At 73.0% G+C, this 18,735-nt stretch carries 16 protein-coding genes; 11 read left to right on the top strand and 5 right to left on the bottom strand.

What is annotated here, in order from left to right; all coding sequences use genetic code 11:
* The first annotated feature begins 25 nt into the window (after positions 1–25).
* The 5 genes from BKA00_RS04795 to BKA00_RS04775 all read left to right on the top strand — a co-directional run bounded on the left by BKA00_RS04795 (position 26) and on the right by BKA00_RS04775 (position 6,530).
* Complete coding sequence (locus BKA00_RS04795; RefSeq protein WP_185023760.1) at positions 26–1,639, top strand: carboxyl transferase domain-containing protein; 1,614 nt, start codon at positions 26–28, stop codon at positions 1,637–1,639.
* An 8-nt stretch (positions 1,640–1,647) separates the two neighbouring features.
* Positions 1,648–3,585, top strand: a complete 1,938-nt coding sequence (locus tag BKA00_RS04790) for an ATP-binding protein (RefSeq protein ID WP_185023759.1) — start codon at positions 1,648–1,650, stop codon at positions 3,583–3,585.
* Positions 3,586–3,587: 2 nt separating this feature from the next.
* Positions 3,588–4,511, top strand: coding sequence for a hydroxymethylglutaryl-CoA lyase (locus BKA00_RS04785; RefSeq protein ID WP_230298927.1), 924 nt, complete (start codon positions 3,588–3,590; stop codon positions 4,509–4,511).
* Positions 4,512–4,514: 3 nt separating this feature from the next.
* On the top strand, positions 4,515–5,663 hold the full coding sequence (locus BKA00_RS04780) for an acyl-CoA dehydrogenase family protein (RefSeq protein WP_185023757.1): 1,149 nt from the start codon (positions 4,515–4,517) through the stop codon (positions 5,661–5,663).
* Positions 5,664–5,780: 117 nt separating this feature from the next.
* Positions 5,781–6,530 (top strand): FkbM family methyltransferase, encoded by a 750-nt coding sequence (locus BKA00_RS04775; protein ID WP_185023756.1) that lies wholly within the window; start codon positions 5,781–5,783, stop codon positions 6,528–6,530.
* 229 nt (positions 6,531–6,759) lie between these two features.
* Here BKA00_RS04775 and BKA00_RS04765 read toward each other — a convergent pair whose 3' ends face one another.
* Entirely contained in the window at positions 6,760–7,689 is a 930-nt protein-coding gene (locus BKA00_RS04765; RefSeq protein ID WP_185023754.1) for a LysR family transcriptional regulator, read from the bottom strand.
* A gap of 89 nt (positions 7,690–7,778) precedes the next feature.
* Between BKA00_RS04765 and BKA00_RS40250 the strand changes: the two genes are divergently transcribed.
* Together BKA00_RS40250 and BKA00_RS04755 are read left to right on the top strand one after the other, a co-directional pair.
* Positions 7,779–8,690, top strand: a complete 912-nt coding sequence (locus BKA00_RS40250) for a zinc-binding dehydrogenase (protein WP_185023753.1) — start codon at positions 7,779–7,781, stop codon at positions 8,688–8,690.
* On the top strand, positions 8,687–9,754 hold the full coding sequence (locus BKA00_RS04755) for an alpha/beta hydrolase (protein ID WP_185023752.1): 1,068 nt from the start codon (positions 8,687–8,689) through the stop codon (positions 9,752–9,754). The genes BKA00_RS40250 and BKA00_RS04755 overlap by 4 nt, the downstream gene beginning before the upstream one ends.
* On the opposite strand, the gene BKA00_RS04750 is transcribed toward BKA00_RS04755, so the two are convergent.
* Positions 9,751–10,767, bottom strand: coding sequence for a hypothetical protein (locus tag BKA00_RS04750; RefSeq protein WP_185023751.1), 1,017 nt, complete (start codon positions 10,765–10,767; stop codon positions 9,751–9,753). The two genes, BKA00_RS04755 and BKA00_RS04750, sit on opposite strands and share 4 nt — an antisense overlap.
* Positions 10,768–10,909: 142 nt before the next feature.
* Here BKA00_RS04750 and BKA00_RS04745 point away from each other — a divergent pair, with 142 nt between their 5' ends.
* Together BKA00_RS04745 and BKA00_RS04740 are read left to right on the top strand one after the other, a co-directional pair.
* Positions 10,910–11,242: a TfoX/Sxy family protein gene (locus BKA00_RS04745; RefSeq protein WP_185023750.1), complete on the top strand. Its 333-nt coding sequence runs from the start codon at positions 10,910–10,912 to the stop codon at positions 11,240–11,242.
* A gap of 321 nt (positions 11,243–11,563) precedes the next feature.
* A complete protein-coding gene (locus tag BKA00_RS04740) occupies positions 11,564–13,099 on the top strand; it encodes a DHA2 family efflux MFS transporter permease subunit (protein WP_230298926.1) in 1,536 nt (511 codons plus the stop codon).
* A 76-nt stretch (positions 13,100–13,175) separates the two neighbouring features.
* On the opposite strand, the gene BKA00_RS04735 is transcribed toward BKA00_RS04740, so the two are convergent.
* Entirely contained in the window at positions 13,176–14,711 is a 1,536-nt protein-coding gene (locus tag BKA00_RS04735; RefSeq protein WP_185023749.1) for an acyl-CoA synthetase, read from the bottom strand.
* 57 nt (positions 14,712–14,768) lie between these two features.
* Positions 14,769–14,999 (bottom strand): DUF397 domain-containing protein, encoded by a 231-nt coding sequence (locus BKA00_RS04730; RefSeq protein WP_185023748.1) that lies wholly within the window; start codon positions 14,997–14,999, stop codon positions 14,769–14,771.
* 194 nt (positions 15,000–15,193) lie between these two features.
* Here BKA00_RS04730 and BKA00_RS04725 point away from each other — a divergent pair, with 194 nt between their 5' ends.
* A complete protein-coding gene (locus tag BKA00_RS04725; RefSeq protein ID WP_185023747.1) occupies positions 15,194–15,820 on the top strand; it encodes an ATP-binding protein in 627 nt (208 codons plus the stop codon).
* Here BKA00_RS04725 and BKA00_RS04720 read toward each other — a convergent pair.
* A complete protein-coding gene (locus BKA00_RS04720) occupies positions 15,801–17,207 on the bottom strand; it encodes an alpha,alpha-trehalose-phosphate synthase (UDP-forming) (protein ID WP_420829663.1) in 1,407 nt (468 codons plus the stop codon). The two genes, BKA00_RS04725 and BKA00_RS04720, sit on opposite strands and share 20 nt — an antisense overlap.
* Positions 17,208–17,587: 380 nt before the next feature.
* On the opposite strand from BKA00_RS04720, the gene BKA00_RS04715 reads away from it, so the two are divergent.
* Entirely contained in the window at positions 17,588–18,706 is a 1,119-nt protein-coding gene (locus tag BKA00_RS04715) for an FAD-binding protein (RefSeq protein ID WP_185023745.1), read from the top strand.
* The last annotated feature ends 29 nt before the right edge of the window (positions 18,707–18,735 follow it).

The raw sequence follows: 18,735 nt of genomic DNA, 5'->3' as shown, positions 1-18,735 counted from the left end.
TGAACGTTAACCGGGAAGGGGGGTCATGAGCGGACCCGAGATCGGCTCGCGCGCCGACGTCGCGGGCGAGGCGTTCAAGGCGAGCGCCGCGCACAACGAGGCGCTCGTCGCGGAGCTGCGCGACCGCGTCGACCGGGCGGGCCGCGGCGGACCCGAGCGCGCCCGCGAGCGGCACGCGGCGCGCGGCAAGCTGCTGCCCCGCGACCGGGTCGACACGCTCCTGGACCCCGGCTCGCCCTTCCTGGAGCTGTCGCCGCTGGCCGCGAACGGCATGTACGGGGACGAGGCGCCGGGCGCGGGGATCATCACCGGCGTCGGGCGGGTCTCCGGACGCGAATGCGTCATCGTGGCGAACGACGCCACCGTCAAGGGCGGCACGTACTACCCGGTCACGGTGAAGAAGCACCTGCGGGCGCAGGAGGTGGCGCTGCACAACCGCCTCCCCTGCCTCTACCTGGTCGACTCCGGCGGCGCGTTCCTGCCCCGCCAGGACGAGGTGTTCCCCGACCGCGAGCACTTCGGCCGCATCTTCTACAATCAGGCCACGATGTCCGGCCGCGGCATCCCGCAGATCGCGGCCGTCCTGGGGTCGTGCACGGCGGGCGGCGCCTACGTCCCGGCGATGAGCGACGAGGCCGTCATCGTCCGCGGCCAGGGGACGATCTTCCTCGGCGGGCCGCCGCTGGTGAAGGCCGCCACCGGCGAGGTCGTGACGGCGGAGGAGCTCGGCGGCGGCGAGCTGCACTCGCGCACGTCCGGCGTGACCGACCACCTCGCCGAGGACGACGCGCACGCCCTGCGGATCGTGCGCGACATCGTCGCCACGCTGGGCCCGCGCGAGCCGCGCCCGTGGGAGGTCGCCCCGCCCGAGGAGCCCGCCGCCGACCCGTCGGAGCTGTACGGGATCGTCCCGCCGGACTCGCGCACCCCCTACGACGTGCGCGAGGTGATCGCCCGCATCGTCGACGGCAGCCGCTTCCAGGAGTTCAAGAAGGAGTACGGCGCGACGCTCGTCACCGGCTTCGCGCGCATCCACGGGCACCCGGTCGGGATCGTCGCCAACAACGGCATCCTGTTCGGCGAGTCGGCGCAGAAGGGCGCGCACTTCATCGAGCTGTGCGACCGGCGCAGCGTCCCGCTGGTGTTCCTGCAGAACATCACCGGGTTCATGGTCGGGCGCGAGTACGAGGCCGGCGGCATCGCCAAGCACGGCGCGAAGATGGTGACCGCCGTCGCCTGCGCCCGCGTCCCGAAGTTCACGGTCGTGATCGGCGGCTCGTTCGGCGCCGGCAACTACGCGATGTGCGGCCGGGCGTACTCGCCGCGCTTCCTGTGGATGTGGCCGAACGCCCGCATCTCGGTCATGGGCGGCGAGCAGGCGGCGAGCGTCCTCGCCACCGTCCGCCGCGACCAGATGGAGGCGCGCGGCGAGGAGTGGCCCGCCGAGGACGAGGAAGGGTTCAAGGCGCCGATCCGCGAGCAGTACGAGGCGCAGGGCAACCCGTACTACTCGACGGCGCGGCTGTGGGACGACGGCGTGATCGACCCGCTCGACACCCGGCGCGTGCTCGGGCTCGGGCTGTCGGTCGCGGCCAACGCACCGCTGGAGCCGGTCGGCTACGGCGTCTTCCGGATGTGAGGGTGTTGATGTTCGACAGCGTCCTGGTCGCCAACCGCGGGGAGATCGCCGTCCGCGTCTTCCGCACGCTGCGGCGGCTCGGCATCCGGTCCGTGGCCGTCCACACCCGGGCCGACGCCCTGGGGCGCCATGTGCGGGAGGCGGACGAGGCCCTGCTGATCCCGTCGTACCTGGACATCGAGGCGGTCGTCGAGGCCGCCCGCGGCGCCGGCGCGTCCGCCGTCCACCCCGGCTACGGGTTCCTCGCCGAGAACACGGCGTTCGCGCGGGCCTGCGGCGAGGCGGGGCTGGTGTTCGTCGGCCCGCCGGCCGGGGCGATCGAGGCGATGGGCGACAAGATCCGCGCGAAGCGGACCGTCGCGGCCGCCGGCGTCCCGGTGGTCCCCGGGCGCGACGAGCCCGGCCTGTCCGACGCCGAGCTGGAGGCCGCGGCGCTGGAGGTCGGGCTGCCGGTGCTGCTCAAGCCGTCCGCGGGCGGCGGCGGGAAGGGCATGCGGCTCGTCCGGGACGCCGCGGACCTGCCGGAGGCGATCGCGTCCGCCCGGCGGGAGGCGCGTGGCTCGTTCGGCGACGACACGCTGCTCGCGGAGCGGTTCGTCGAGAACCCGCGGCACATCGAGATCCAGGTCTTCGCCGACGCGCACGGCGGCGCCGTCCACCTCGGCGAGCGCGAGTGCAGCCTCCAACGCCGGCACCAGAAGATCGTCGAGGAGGCGCCGTCCCCGCTGCTGGACGCCGCCGCGCGCGAGCGGATGGGCGCCGCCGCCGTCGCCGCCGCGCAGGCCGTCGGGTACGTGGGCGCCGGGACGGTCGAGTACATCGTCTCGGCCGACCGCCCCGACGAGTTCTTCTTCATGGAGATGAACACCCGGCTCCAGGTCGAGCACCCCGTGACCGAACTCGTCACGGGACTCGACCTGGTCGAGCTCCAGCTCCGGGTGGCGGCGGGAGAGCCGCTGCCGTTCACGCAGGACGGGGTGCGCCTGGACGGCCACTCCATCGAGGCCCGCGTCTACGCCGAGGACCCGGCGCGCGGATTCCTGCCCACCGGCGGGCGCGTGCTCGCCCTCGACGAGCCCGCGACCGCGCGGGTCGACTCCGGGCTCGACGTCGGGACGGAGGTCGGCGGCTCCTACGACCCCATGCTCGCCAAGGTCATCGTCCACGGCGCCGACCGCGCCGAGGCGCTGCGCAGGCTCGACCGCGCGCTCGCGTCCTACACGCTGCTCGGCGTCCCCACGAACGTCGCGTTCCTGCGCGCGCTGCTGCGGCACCCCTCGGTCGTGTCGGGCGATCTCGACACCGGCCTGGTCGAGCGCTCCCTGGACGACCTCGTCGCGGGCGCGTCCGTGCCGCCCGAGGTGCTCGCCGCCGCCGCGCTGGAGCGGATGCTCGACCTGGAGTCCGGCGACGACCCGTGGGACGTCCCGGACGGCTGGCGCCCCGGCGCCCACGCCTGGGCGCCGTGGATCATCACCCCGTCCGGCGGCGACCCGGTGGAGGTCCGCGTCCAGGGCAGGGCGGCGTCCGCGCGCGTCGCCGTCGGCGGTGAGCCTCCGGTCGCCGCGTCGCTCACCAGGCCGTTCACCCTGACCTACGGGGGAAGGACGACCTCGTTCGCCGGCGCCCGGGACGGGCGCACCCTGTGGCTCGGGCGCGACGGGCACGCGTGGGCGCTGAGCGAGCACGTCCGCGCCGAGGGCGGCGCCGACGCCGCGGCCGCGGGCGACGGCGTGCTGCGCAGCCCGATGCCCGGGACGGTGCTGGCGGTCAAGGCGGCCGAGGGCGACCGCGTCGAGGCCGGGCAGCCTCTCGTGGTCGTCGAGGCGATGAAGATGGAGCACACCGTCACCGCGCCGCTCGCCGGCGTCGTGGCGAAGCTGCCGGTCCGCGCGGGCGCGCAGGTCGCCCTGGACGCGGTGCTGGCCATGATCGAGGAGGCATGACGGTGCCGGTACCCCTTTCCGGCCTTCCCGGGCGGGTCACGATCTACGAGGTCGGGCCGCGGGACGGGCTGCAGAACGAGCAGGCGGTCGTCCCCGCCGAGGTCAAGGCGGAGTTCGTGACCCGGCTGGCGGACGCGGGGCTGCGCACGATCGAGACGACCAGCTTCGTCCACCCCAGGTGGGTGCCGCAGCTCGCCGACGCCGAGCAGCTCCTCGACATCCTGCCGCGCTCCCCCGAGCTGCGGTATCCCGTCCTGGTGCCGAACGAGCGGGGCCTGGACCGGGCGCTCGCCAACGGCGTCACCGAGATCGCGATCTTCGGCAGCGCCACCGAGACGTTCGCCCGCCGCAACCTCAACCGCACCGTGGACGAGTCCCTCGCGATGTTCGCCCCGGTCGTGGAACGCGCGCGCGCCGAGGGGCTCTGGGTGCGCGCCTACGTGTCGATGGTGTGCGGCGACCCGTGGGAGGGCGACGTCCCCGTCGAGCAGGTCGTGTCCGTCGCGTCCCGCATGATGGACATGGGCTGCTCCCAGCTCAGCCTCGGCGACACCATCGGCGTCGGCACTCCAGGCCAGGTCACCGCGCTCATCGAGGCGCTGGCCGGGGCGGGCATCGGCACCGACCGCCTCGCCGTCCACTTCCACGACACCTACGGGCAGGCGCTGGCCAACACCCTCGCCGCGCTCCGCGCGGGCGTCACCGTCGTGGACTCCTCGGCCGGCGGACTCGGCGGCTGCCCGTACGCCGAGAGCGCCACCGGAAACCTGGCCACCGAGGACCTCGTCTGGATGCTGAACGGCCTCGGCGTCGAGACGGGCGTCGACCTCGACGGGCTCGCGGCCACGAGCCGCTGGATGGCGGACCGGCTGGGCCGTCCCAGCCCGTCCCGCGTAGTGCAGGCCCTGTCACCTGGATCGGAGTAGCAAATGATCGACTTCACGCTCGGCGAGGAGCAGGAGGAGCTGCGGCGCACGGTCGAGCGGTTCGCCCGCGAGAGCGTCGCCCCGGTGATCGGGGACCTGTACGAGCGCGGGGAGTTCCCCTACGAGATCGTCGCCGCGATGGGCAAGATGGGCCTGTTCGGGCTGCCGTTCCCGGAGGAGCACGGCGGCATGGGCGGCGACTACTTCACGCTCTGCCTCGCCCTGGAGGAGCTGGCGCGCGTCGACTCGTCCGTCGCGATCACCCTGGAGGCCGGGGTGTCGCTGGGCGCGATGCCGATCTACCGGTTCGGGTCCGCCGAGCAGAAGGAGCGGTGGCTGCCGCGGCTCACCTCGGGCGAGCGCCTCGCGGGCTTCGGGCTGACCGAGCCGGGCGGCGGGTCCGACGTCCCCGGCGGCATGCGCACCACGGCCCGGCTGGACGGCGACTCCTGGGTGATCAACGGGTCCAAGTCGTTCATCACCAACGCCGGCACCGACATCACCGCGTTCGTGACCGTGACCGCCTTCACCGGCGACGGCGAGATCTCCACGATCCTCGTCCCGACCGGGACCCCGGGTTTCACGGTCGGGCGCAAGTACTCCAAGGTCGGCTGGTCGGCGTCCGACACGCGGGAGCTGTCGTTCGACGACGTCCGCGTCCCGGCCGAGAACCTCGTCGGCGAGCGCGGCCGGGGGTACGCCCAGTTCCTGAGGATCCTGGACGAGGGGCGCATCGCGATCGCCGCGCTGTCGGTCGGGCTCGCCCAGGGCTGCGTGGACGAGTGCCTGCGCTACGTCCGCGAGCGGGAGGCGTTCGGCAGGGAGATCGGCCGCTACCAGGCGATCCAGTTCAAGATCGCCGACATGGAGACCCGGACGCACACGGCCCGGCTCGCCTACTACGCGGCGGCCGCGCGGATGCTGGCCGGCGAGCCGTTCAAGAAGGAGGCCGCGATCGCCAAGCTGGTGGCCTCCAACGCCGCGATGGACAACGCCCGCGACGCCACGCAGGTCTTCGGCGGCTACGGCTTCATGAACGAGTACGCCGTCGGCCGGTTCTACCGCGACGCCAAGATCCTGGAAGTGGGCGAGGGCACCTCGGAGGTGCAGCGCATGCTGATCGCCCGCGCCCTCGGCCTCCCGCCGTCCTGACGCCCGCCCGGCCCGGCGGCCCCCGCCGCCCGCCGCCGGGCGCCGGGCGCGAGCGTGTCGCCGAGCGGGGCGCCGGGTCCCCGCCGGGCGCGAAGCCCGGCGCGGTAAGGTCGGCGAATGCTGCTGCGCGCCTACGGGATCGCTCGCTCACTGGTCATGTACCACGGGATTCCGGGCAGGCACCGGCGCGCGTCCCGCCTCTACGGGGAGTTCCTCGGGCCCGGCGACCTGGCGTTCGACATCGGCGCGCACGTGGGCGGCCGGGTGCGCGTGTGGCGGGGGCTGGGAGCGCGCGTCGTCGCGGTGGAGCCGCAGCCCGACTGCCTGCGCGTCCTGCGCCTGTTCTTCGGCCGCGACCGCGGCGTCACGCTCGTGCCGGGCGCCGCGGGCGCCGAGCCCGGGCGGGCGCACCTGGCCCTGTCCACCGCGACGCCGACGGTGTCCTCGATGTCTCCCGGCTGGATCAGGGCGGTGACGACGGACCGCGGCTTCGCCCGCGTCCGCTGGGACCGCTCGATCGGCGTCGACGTGACCACGCTGGACGAGCTCATCGCCCTGCACGGCGTGCCGGCCTTCTGCAAGATCGACGTCGAGGGCTTCGAGGCGGAGGTGCTGGCGGGGCTGTCCCGGCCGCTGCCCGCCCTGTCGTTCGAGTACGTGCCGTCGGCGCACGACGCCTCACTGGAGGCACTGGACCTCGTCGACCGGCTGGGCGGCTACGTCTACAACTACTCCCCCATCGAGACGATGCGGCTGGCCAGTCCCCGCTGGCTCGACGCGGCCGAGCTGCGGCGGCGGCTGGAGCGGATCCGTCCGCGCGGGCGGTCCGGCGACATCTACGCCCGTCTCGGGGCATCCGGCCGGTAACGCCGGGAAAATCGCTGGGTGCCAGGCAAGGACCACTACGCCGCCGACCGGGCCACCGCCGAAGAGGTCGTCAGGGCCGCCCCGTACATGCGCACCTCCGTGGGGGCCGACCGCGACTTCATGGTCCGGGTCGCCCTTGCACCGCTGGCGCCCGGACGCCGGGGCCCGCGCGATCGACGACTCCCTGGTGTCGATGTACGGAGGCCTGGCCCGCAAGCCCTGACCGGGGTCAGTCCGCGGGGGCCTGCTCGCCGGGCAGCCAGTCGCGGGCCGGGTCGTACTCCAGCCAGCGGTGCCGCCGCCCGTGCTCGGCGAACCTTTTGACCAGCGCGGGGATCATCGGGTGCGGCGACTGCCGCGGCCACATCAGCGACCAGGCGTAGAGCGGGACCGGGTCGACGAGGGGGATCGCCCGGACTTCCGGCGTGCCGGGCAGCCGGGCGTCGGCGGGGAACAACGTGATCCGTCCCGGCTCCGCGAGCAGGCCGGCCGGCAGGTGCTCCACACCGAGGTTGGCGCCGCCGGACACGGCGCGGGCGCCGAACTCGTCGCAGAACCGGCTGATGAAGTCGAGCCGGTCGACGGCCGCGGGGAACCACAGGTCGCGTCCGGCGAGGTCGGACGGGCGGACGCTGGACGCGGCGGCGAGCGGATGCCCGGCGGCGACGAGGACGTCCACGGGTTCGAGCCGGACGAGGCGGTGCGCCACCCCGTCCGGCAGCGGCGGGTGCACGCGCCCGAACGCGGCGTCGATGTCGCCGCGCAGCAGTGCCGCCGCAGCGGCGGGGAGGTCGCGGCTCATGCCGAGTTCGACGTCGAGCTCCGGTCGTGCGCCGATCACCGGGGCGACCGTCCGGGCCGGGCCGTACAGGTGGCCCCAGAGGTCGATCCGCAGCGGCCGGCCGACGGCGTGGACGGCGCCGGCCGCGGCGTCCGCGGCCCGCAGCAGCTCCCGCGCCGGCTCCAGGAAACGGCGCCCCGCGCCGGTGGGCTCCACGTTCCCGCGGGTGAGGAGCGGGACCCCGAGCGCCGCCTCCAGCCTGGCCAGCCGCTTGGACACCGCCTGCTGGCTGATCGCCAGCTCCTCGGCGGCCCGCCCGAAGTGCAGGTGGTCGGCGACGGCGACGAACGCGCGCACCTGGCCGAGGTCGAGGTCCATGCCTCCCATCGTGGGCGACAACCGATGGTTGTCAACATCGCCCGGCGGCTGTTGGACCGGACTGCCGCTCGCCCGGTTTCCTGCGGTGCGTGAAAGCACTCTTTCCCGAAGCGGGATCGGTGTCGTTCGGCGAGGCCGACGAGCCGGTCCCCGCTCCCGACGAGGCGCTGGTGAAGGTCGCGGCGTTCTCGGTGAACCGGGGCGAGACGTTCCAGCTGGAGTCCGACCGGCCCGGCTGGCGGCCCGGCAAGGACGTCGCGGGCCTCGTGGTCCAGGCGGCGGCCGACGGGTCGGGGCCCCCGGCCGGCAGCCGGGTCGTGGGGCATCCGCCGTCGGCGGGCTGGGCGGAGTACGCCGCCGTCCCCACCGCGTCGCTCGCCGAGATCCCCGGCTCCGTGCCCGTGCGGTCGGCCGCCGCGCTGCCGCTGGCCGGGCTCACCGCGCTGCGCCTGCTGCGCGCGTCCGGCGCCACGGCCGGGACCCGCGTCCTGCTGACGGGCGCGTCCGGCGGAGTCGGGCACTGCTTCGTCGAGCTCGCGGCCGCCGCGGGAGCCGAGGTCACCGCCGTCACGGCCACTCCCGAGCGCGGGCGGCGGCTCGCCGAGCTGGGCGCCACGGTCGTGCACGGCGTGCGGGACGCGGCCGGCCCGTTCGACGTCGCCCTGGAGTCCACGGGCGGGGACGACCTGCCGCTCGCGCTGGCGCGCGTGGCGCCCGGCGGCACGCTGATCTGGTTCGGGCAGGCGAGCCGCCGGCCCGTCACGCTGGACTTCTTCGACTTCTTCGACGGCCCCGAGTCCGCGTCCATCAGGCACTTCCACTACGCGGGCGCCCCGTACGGGGAGGACCTCGCCACGCTCGTCCGGCTGACGGCGGCCGGGCGCCTCCACCCCGAACTCGGCCGCGTCGCCGACTGGAGCGAGACCGCCGCCGTCCTCACCGACCTCCGCGAACGCCGCGTGCGCGGCAACGCCGTCCTCACCCTGGAGCAGAACCGATGACCGCCTTCTTCGACGAGCCCGTCGCCCCCTTCGCCGCCGTCAACCGGTCCCGTGCCATTGCCGCAGGCGTCGACCCCTGCCAGTACGACGCGGTCACCGCCGGCCTGGACTCCCTGCGCGAGTGGACGGACGCGTTCACGCGGACCGGGCGGGAGCATCTCGCCCGCGCCGGGAAGGCACGGCTGCCGCGCTCGGCGGGCGAGGCGTTCCGCGACGCCGCGCTGTGGTTCCATTTCGCCACGGTGCTGCCGAACCCCGACCTCGCCGGGCACGGGCGGGCCGCCGCCGCGTCCGCCGACGCCCTGCGCCGCTCGCTCGCCCGCCTCGCGCCGGACGCCGAGCACCTCACGGCCCCTGATCTCACCGGCGTCCTGCGGCGTCCGTCCCCGGAGGCCCCCCTGGTCGTCCTGGTGCCGGGCATGAACTCCGGCAAGGTCGAGTTCATGCCGATCGCCGAGGCCCTCCTGCACCGCGGACTGGCCGTGCTCGCCATCGACGGACCCGGTCAGGGAGAGCTCGCCGTCCGCGGCCCCTGGACCCCGGACTACCACCGGATCGTGAGGCAGGCCCTCGACGCCGTGGACGGCCTGCCGGCCCGCATCGGACTGGTCGGGCTGAGCATGGGCGGCTTCCTCGCCTCCGTCGCCGCGCGGCACGAACCCCGGATCGACGCCGTCGTCACCGTCAGCGGGCCCACCGCCCTCACCTGGGACGAGCTCCCGCCGTACGTGACGGAGTCGTTCGTACTGCGCATGGGCGGGGAGGCGGCCGCCCGCGCGTTCGCCGGCCGGGTGACCGCTCCCCCGGTTCCGCAGCCGCTGCGCGTCCTGGACGGCGGGCTGGACGTCATCCCGGGCGTCGCCAACGGCGCGGAGCTGGCCCGCCGGGCGGCGGACGGCGAGTACGTCCTGCTGCCCGAGGGCAACCATCTCCTGGAGAACTGCCGCTGGGCCTGGCTTCCCGACACGCTCGACTGGCTCGCCGCCCGGCTGGGTCACGACCCGGCATCCGCCGTCACCCGCCAGGTCGGGACGGGAACGCCTACGACCCCCTCCGGCTCTTAGCCGGCGAAGGCCGCGAGCCGTGCCTCCACGTCGCCGGGGGCCAGCTCGCGGAGGCTGACCCGCGATTCCAGCGCCTCGTGCAGGACCGGATACATGTTCGCGGGAGACCACTGGGCGCTGATGGACTTCTCGTCCAGGAACAGGGTGGGCAGGCCGTCGAACACGGGGACCGCCTCGAAAGGAGCGGAACCGGGGAAGAACAGCGCCGGCTTCGCGTCGGCGCCCGGGTAGTGGAACCCGATCCGCTGGTGATCGATCAGCTCCGCCGCCCGCTGGTGCTCCTGCGGGGTCAGGCCCCGGTTCCGCGCGTACCGGACGACGGCGGGGTCGGCCGGCTCGGCTCCGAGATAACCGGGGCCCGCGTGGCGTTCGAGAGCGTCCTGGGCGAGGGCGAAGAAGTGGTACATCCGGTCCTGGACCCCGGTCAGCCCGAGGACGAAGCCGCGCCGCCCGCGCGGGTCGAGCAGCAGGATCTCCCGGCCGTCGAGGAGGGCGAGCACCTCGCGGATGTAGTAGAGCGTCTCGTAGTGGTCTTCCAGTTCGTCCACCAGCGGCGCGACGTGGGGCCGGGCGCGCAGGCGCCGCCGCGCGCCCTCGTCGCGGCTGAGCATCGTCATGGCCGCCAGGAGCACGAAGGGCAGGACGTGGTGGGCCCGGACGAGGTCGGGGGACTCCCGGAACAGCTCGTCCTGCGCGCCCGCCCCGCCCCGCGCCGTGAACTCCTTCGCCAGGTGCAGGTAGCGCTCGGTCACCTGCATGACCGCGTCGACCGGGACCGCCACCGAGCCGCCGCGCTCGACGAGCACCCCGCACACGAAGGCCATCATCCCCGCGCGGAAGACGTCACCGGCCTCCAGCGAGGCGGCCAGCTTCGCCATCGCGGCATCGACGTCGGTGATGGACCCCAGGAACGCCTGCACCTCGTCCCGGCCGATCAGGTCCGTTCCGCCCTGGCATTCGCCCAGGTCACTCGACTCCCGGACGAACTGCGCGATCCCCACCGTCTGCGACATCCGATCATGCTAGCGGCGCGCGGCTCCCCGGCGCGGCGCCCTTTTCGGGACCCGTTCTCCTGCGCCACCGCTGACAAGCGGCCGGTCGTCGCGGGCAGGGGCGGGGAAGATCTGCGGGGACCGGAAGAGAGAAGATGGGGTGGTGACCTACGACGAGCGATTGGCCGAGCGCGTGGAGGATCTCCTCGGGGTGAGGCGGGACGCGACCCCGAAGCGGATGTTCGGCGGCATCGCCTGGATGGTGAACGGCAACATGGCCGTGGTGGTGAGGGGCAAGGGCGGACTGATGGTCCGGGTCTCCCCGGACGACCACGACGCGCTGCTCGCCGAGCCGGGCGCCGCCACGACGGCCATGCGCGGTCATCCGATGAGGGGATGGATCACGGTCTCGCCGGAAGCCTGCACCGAGCCCTCCGACGTCGCCGCGTGGGTGGACCGAGGGCTCGCGTACGCTCTGTCCCTGCCCTCGAAGTAGCGGCGAGACACCGGACCCCGGAGCGGTTCCGTTCAGGGGCGTGCGGCCGAGGGAACGTTCGGGTGTCGCGTCTGTCACACTTGGTCGGCCTCGGGCGCGATGGACCCGGAAGGTCGGACGGCGCGGAGCAGGGCGGATTTGTCGGACCCCGCTGGAATACTCCCGGAGCGCTCGAAGTTTAATCGTTCGCGAAAGTGTCAGTCACTGCAGTATTTTTGCGGCAGTACCCAGGCGAGCTCCTGAGCGAGCCCTGACATCCCCCTGAGCAACGTGACCACGGCCCCCGCGTGCCCACATGCGGGCCTGACGATTGGAAGAGAGTTGACCGCTCCCGCATCTCCCAAGGTGGCGGACGGCCCGCTGGAGGAACCCGGCACCGGAGGAGGCCTGGACCGCGGTGTGCTCGCCACGGCCATGGTGGTCGTCCTCGGGGCGATCATGTCCATCCTGGACGTGACGGTCGTCAATGTCGCGATCAACGACCTGGCGAAGGAGTTCGAGACCTCGCTGGCGACGATCCAGTGGGTCGCGACCGGCTACACCCTGGCGCTCGCCACCGTGATCCCCATCACGGGTTGGGCCTCGGCCCGGTTCGGCACCAAGCGCCTCTACATGATCTCCATCGGGCTGTTCGTCGCCGGTTCGATGCTGGCGGGCCTGGCCTGGTCCGCCGAGTCGCTGATCGCCTTCCGGGTGCTGCAGGGCCTGGGCGGCGGCATGATCATGCCGGCCGGCATGACGATCCTGACCCAGGCGGCGGGGCCGCAGCGGGTCGGCCAGGTGATGAGCATCGTCGGCGTGCCGATGCTGCTCGGCCCGATCCTCGGCCCGATCATCGGCGGCTACCTCGTCGACGACGTGTCGTGGCGCTGGATCTTCTTCATCAACCTGCCGATCGGCATCATCGCGCTGACGCTGGCCGCGCGGATCCTCAAGAAGGACGAGCCTAAGCCGGCCGAGCGCCTCGACTTCATCGGGCTCCTCCTGCTCTCCCCCGGCCTCGCCTCGCTGATCTACGGTGTGGCCAAGGGCGCCGAGATGAAGGACTTCCTGAAGACCGGATCGCTGGCCTTCTGGGCGGTCGGCGCCGTGCTGATGCTCGGCTTCGTGGTCCGCGCGCTGAAGGCCGAGAACCCGCTGATCGACCTGAGGCTGCTCAAGCGGCGCTCGGTGGCGGCCGCCTCCGGCACGATGGTGCTGTTCATGGCCGCGTTCATGGGCGCGATGCTGCTGCTGCCGCTGTACTACCAGACCGTGCGCGGCGAGGGCGCCCTCCAGTCCGGCCTGCTGCTGGCCCCGCAGGGCCTCGGCGCGATGATCACGATGCCGATCGGCGGCAAGCTGACCGACCGGATCGGCCCCGGCCGGGTCGTGCTGGTCGGCATGGTCGTCGTGGTGCTGTCGGTGTCGGGCTTCGCCTCGATCCTAGAGGCCGACACCTCCTACTGGGCCCTCGGCGGGACGCTGTTCGTGATGGGCCTCGGCATGGGCATGACGATGATGCCGACCATGGCGGCGGCCATCCAGACGCTCGTCCACGACGAGGTGCCGCGGGCGAGCACGATGCTGAACATCATCCAGCAGGTGTCCGCGTCCATCGGCACCGCGCTGATCTCCGTCCTGCTGGCCAACCGGCTGGTCTCGGAGCTCGGCGGCGGGGCCGGCGGCGAGATCGGCAGCGCCGAGAAGGTGCCGCCTGCGATCATGCAGAAGATCGCCGGACCGATGGCGGACGCGTTCCAGCACACCTACTGGTACTCGGCCGGGCTGCTGCTGCTGGCCTTCCTGCCGGCGCTGCTGCTGCCGCGCAAGAAGCCGCAGACCCCCATGGTCGACGCGCCGATGCCGATGCACTAGAACACCTCTGGCGCGTTCCAAACCCCGGCCGACCCCTCAAGGGGCCCCGGCCGGGGTTTGGCCGTTCAGGGACGTCTCAGGCCGTGGCAGAGCGCTTGTCCGCCCAGTACTCGTCCTTCAGCAGCCGCTTGTAGAGCTTGCCGGTGGGGTGCCGGGGCAGCTCGCCACGGAAGTCGACCGAGCGCGGGCACTTGTAGTGGGCGAGCCGGTCGCGGCAGTACGCGATCAGCTCCGCCTCCAGCCCGGGGCCCGCGTCGTCCATCGACAGCGGCTGGACGACGGCCTTGACCGCCTCCCCCATCTCGGCGTCCGGGACGCCGAACACCGCGACGTCGGCGACCTTCGGATGCACCGCGAGGACGTTCTCGGCCTCCTGCGGGTAGATGTTCACCCCGCCACTGATGATCAGGTAGGCGCGGCGGTCGGTGAGGTAGAGGAAGCCGTCATCGTCCACGTGGCCGACGTCGCCGAGGGTGGTCCAGCCGTGGCCCCGGGGGTCGCGGGAGGCGGCGGTCTTGGCCTCGTCCGCGTGGTACTCGAACTCGGGGCCGCCGCCGAAGTAGAGCGTGCCGGACTCCCCCGGCGGCAGTTCCCGGCCGTCCTCGTCGCAGACGTGGACCTCGCCGAGGATGGGACGGCCGACGGTGCCCTTGTGGGCCAGCCAGTCCTCGGAGTTCGTGTAGACGAAGCAGTTGCCCTCGGTGCCGGCGTAGTACTCGTGCAGAATCGGCCCCCACCAGGCGATCATCTGCTCCTTGACCGGGACGGGGCAGGGCGCGGCGGCGTGCACGGCGCAGCGCAGCGACGACACGTCGTAGCGGGCGCGGGTCTCCTCCGGGAGCTTGAGCATCCGGATGAACATGGTCGGCACCCACTGGCTGTGCGTGACGCGGTACTTCTCGACGGCGGCGAGGGCCTGCTCGGGGTCGAACTTCTCCATCACGACGACGGTGGCGCCGAACCGGTGGAAGTTGAGCGAGTACCGCAGCGGCGCGGCATGGTAGAGCGGGGCCGGCGAGAGGTAGACCGAGTCGGCGTCGGGCTGGAAGAGGAACGCCAGGAGCTGGTACAGCGTCCCGCCCTCGCCCATCGGGGCCTTGGACAGGGCCGGCTTCACGCCCTTGGGGCGGCCGGTCGTGCCGGAGGAGTAGAGCATGTCCGCGCCCTCGCACTCGTCCTCGATCGGCGTGGGCGGGTGCTGGGCGACGCGCTCCTCGTAGGAGGCGTAGCCGGGGGCCGTGCCGCCGAGCATCAGGCGCAGCGGCACGTCCGGCGGAGACTGCGCGGCGGTCTCCATGGAGGCGCTGGTGATGAAGACCTTCGCCTCGCAGTTGCCCGCGATGTAGGCGAGCTCGTCGGCCTGGAGGCGCGAGCCGATGGCGGTGTAGTACAGCCCGGACCGCTGCGCGGCCCAGGCGATGGCCAGGTAGAACGGATGGTTCTCCAGCATGAACGCGATGTGGTCCCCCGGGCGCAGCCCCTCCGAGCGGAGAAGCTGCGCGAGCCGGTTGGACTCCTCGTTCAGTTCCCGGAAGGTGACGACCCGCCCGGAGCCCGCCATGACCACGGCGGGCTTGTCGGGCGTCCGAGCAGCGATCTGCCCCAGGTGCATGGCCGCAACCTACCTGGCCGGACCGGTAAATGGAATCCCGTTCGGTTTGCCGCGGGGTCAGATGAGGATGTGGTCGAAGTCACCGTCCTTGGCTCCCCCGACGAACGCCTCCACCTCCTCGCGCGTGTAGACGAGGATCGCTCCCTCGGGGTCCCTGGAGTTGCGCACGGCGATCTCCCCGGTGGGGAGTTCCGCCATCTCGACGCAGTTGCCGGACGGGTTGCTTCGCCGGCTCTTCTGCCAGACGAGCCCGCCGCACCGGACGTCCGACATCTGGTGGCCGTCCATCATCGCCCCCTTTAGGCGTCTCGGTCCCCTGTCCCGGAGGACCGCGATCTCGCCCCACCCCACACCATGGTACGAGATGCACGTGCATTCGTTCTTGCATTGGTTCATGCAGACGGTCTTGCATCTGCACGGCTTGGGGAGCAAGATAGCGAACGCTCGCCGGTGACCAACCCGCACGCCTCTGAGGTTTGACCATGACCGTTGACCAGGCAGACGACGTCGCAGCCCCCGCCGCCATGGGGAGCGGGCGGCCTCGGCACTTCTCGGCCGTCCGCACGCCCTGGCCGGACGCTCCGCCGATGACGCTCGGCCCGAACGCCCCCGGGGAGGCCGCGCGCGGCCCGGCCCCGGCCCCCGGACTCGCCGGGCTCTGGCCGGCCCCGCACGCGGGCACGCCGCGCACGGCCCGCCGGGTGCTCCCGGCGGAGATCACCGCACCCCGGTCCGCACGCGAGTTCACCCAGGTCACACTGGACGCGTGGGGTCTGGCCGGCGACGCCGGCGACGTGGTCGTCGCCGTGTCGGAGCTGGTGACCAACGCGCTGCGGCACGGCCTGGAGGGCCTTTCCCAGCCGTTGCCGCTGTGCCCCATCCAGCTCGTTCTGATCGGTCACCCGAGGCGGCTCGTGGTGTCGGTGACCGACCCGGGCGCACGCGCGCCCGAGCCGGTGCCGACCGAGCCCGACCGCTGCGCGGAGGGCGGCCGGGGCCTCGTCGTCGTCGGCGCGGTCAGCGACTCCTGGGGCTGGGCGCGCCTGGCGACCGGAGGAAAGGCGGTCTGGGCCGCCTTCGACCTGCGGTTCAGCTCTCCAGTCCGCTAGGAGCCTGCTCCACGGCGGACGGGCGCGCCGGATTCTCCAGCTCGCTGAGGAACTCCTGGGCCCACCGGTCCACGTCGTGCTCGATGACGCGGCGGCGCATGACGCGCATGCGCCGCGCCTGCTCGGCGGGCTCGGCGTTCAGCGCGGCCATCAGCGTCCCCTTCAGGCCGTCGATGTCGTAGGGGTTGACCTGGAAGGCGCCGCGCTTGAGCTCGGCGGCGGCCCCGGTGAACTCGCTGAGCACGAGCGCGCCCCGCAGGTCCTTGCGGCAGGCCACGTACTCCTTGGCGACCAGGTTCATGCCGTCGCGCAGCGGGGTCACCACCATCACGTCCGCGGCGAGGTACAGCGCGGCCAGCTCGGCGCGGTCGTAGGAGCTGTGCAGGTAGTGGATGACCGGAAACCCGATCTCGCCGTGCTCCCCGTTGATCCGCCCGACCAGCTGCTCGATCTCCTCACGGAGCAGCTGGTACTGCTCGACGCGCTCCCGGCTCGGCGTCGCGATCTGCACGAACACCGCCTGCCCCGGCTTGATGTGGCCCTCTTCGACCAGCTCACCGAAGGCCTGGAGCCGCTGCGTGATTCCCTTGGTGTAGTCGAGCCGGTCGACGCCGAGCAGCACGGTGGCGTCACCGAGGTCGGTGCGGATCTCCTGCGCCCGCTCCAGGACGTCCTCGCGCCCGACCAGGTCGTTCAGCTCGCCCACGTCCACGGAGATGGGGAAGGCGCGGGCTCGCACGACGCGGTCGTCCCAGAACACGTCCTGCTTGGAGAATCGGGCGTCCAGAAGCCGCCGGCAGAGCCGCACGAAGTTCGCCGCGGCCCCGGGGAGCTGGAAGCCGACCAGGTCGGCGCCGAGCAGCCCCTCGAGGATCCGGCGCCGCCACGGCAGCTGCCAGAACAGCTCCACCGGCGGGAACGGGATGTGCAGGAAGAAGCCGATCCGCAGGTCGGGACGCAGCTCGCGGAGCATCTGCGGCACGAGCTGGAGCTGGTAGTCCTGCACCCAGACGATGGCGTTCTTGGAGGCGACCTTCGCCGCCGCCTCGGCGAAGCGCCGGTTGACGCGGACGTAGGCGTCCCACATCGCCCGGTCGTAGACGGGGGTGGCGACGACGTCGTGGTAGAGCGGCCACAGCGTGGCGTTCGAGAAGCCCTCGTAGTAGAGCTCCACCTCCTGCGCGGACTGCGCGATGGGGTGGAGCGACATGCCGTCCTCCTCGAACGGCTCCAGCTGCTCGTCCGGCGCGCCCGTCCAGCCGATCCACGTGCCCTTCCTGCGCCTCATCACCGGGGCGATCGCGCTGACCAGTCCGCCCGGACTGCGCCGCCAGCGCGGGACGCCGTCGGCTCCGACATTCCGGTCCACCGGCAACCGGTTGGCCACCACAACGAACTCACTACCGCGCGACACTCTGCGACCCGCCTCTCCAGGAAACTCTCAGCGCTCACTCATGCCCACATACGGTCAACGAGAACATCTTGTCATTTCGACGCAAAGGACCCCACGCCCGCAAAGGGGGATGTCAGGCGGGCGGGGCGGCCCGGAGGAGGGATTGGATCGGGCCATATTCCTTTCCCGGCAGGTGACCCCTGTTGATCCGCGGGTCACACGGCCCGCACGGCGCGTCGCAGAAGTGACCCAGATCACACTGCCCCTCCGGGGCGCCGCGGCGCCCCGGGTGAGCCCTCCTCGACTTCGAGGAAATCTAGAATCACCGCGTGACGGCTGCGGCGGGCTGACGTCACCGGAGGCGGAGACCGCCAGTGGAGGGCATCGCATTGCGTGACTTCGGGGGGATCGTCGAACGCTCGCCCGCGCGGGTCGTCCGGCCGGCGTCGGCGCCGGAGGCCGCGGCGGCGGTTCGCGGGGCCGTCGCGCGGGGCCTGGAGGCGGTGCCGCGCGGCCTCGGGCACTCCACCTACGGGCAGTCCCTGACCGCCGGCGTCTCGCTCGACCTCGGCGGGCTGGCGGGCGTGCGCGAGGTGGGCCCGGACCGCGCGGTCGCCGGCGCGGGGACGAGCTGGCGCGCGGTCCTCGCCGCGACGCTGCCGCTCGGGCTGACGCCGCCCGTGCTGACCGACCACCTCGACGTCACGGTCGGCGGGACGATCTCCGCGGGCGGGATCGGCGGGACGTCCCACCGGCACGGGGTCCAGGCCGAGAACGTCCTCGCGCTGGAGGCCGTGGTGGACGGGGAACTCGTCACCTGCTCCCCCGACGTCCGCCCCGACGTCTTCGACACGGTCCGCGGCGGGCTGGGGCGGCACGGCGTCATCACCGCGGCAACGCTGCGGCTCGTCCCGGCGCCGGGGCGGGTGCTGAGCTGCACGGTCCCGTGCCGGGACGCCGCCGACCTCCTGCGCGTCCAGCGCGAGACGCCCGCCGAGCACATCTCGGGCCAGGTCAAGCCATCGGAGGAGGGCTGGGCGTACGAGGCCAAGGCCGTGCTGTACGGCCAGGGCGAGCCCCCTCCCGGCACCGCGGAGACCGAGGAGCTCTCCTACGCCGACTTCGCCGACCGGATGCGGCCCGACGTCGAGGAGCTGATCGCGCTCGGCGAGTGGGCGCGCCCGCACCCGTGGGGCATCGTCCTGCTGCCCGGCCGCGCGGCCGCGCCGGTGATCGCGTCGACGGTCGCCGGCATGACCGCGGCGGACATCGGCCTCGGCGGCGTCATCGTGGTCAAGGCTCTGCGCGTCGGCCACGTCCCGATGCTGCGGGCGCCGGACGACCCCGTCCTGTTCGGGGTGCTGCGCACCGCCTCACCGGGGTGCGCGTCCGTCGCGGAGATGCTCGCGGCCAACCGGCGGCTGCTCGACCGCGCCGAGGCGGTCGGCGGCGTCCGCTACGCGGTCGACTCCGTCCCGCCGGCCACGGGGTAGGCGACTGGAACAGCACGTGGCCCGGCGTC

The sequence above is a fragment of the Actinomadura coerulea genome, assembly GCF_014208105.1.
In the GTDB taxonomy this organism is placed as follows: domain Bacteria; phylum Actinomycetota; class Actinomycetes; order Streptosporangiales; family Streptosporangiaceae; genus Spirillospora; species Spirillospora coerulea.
The sequence above is the reverse complement of the archived record's forward strand: the minus strand, read 5'-3'. Positions and strand labels throughout refer to the sequence as shown.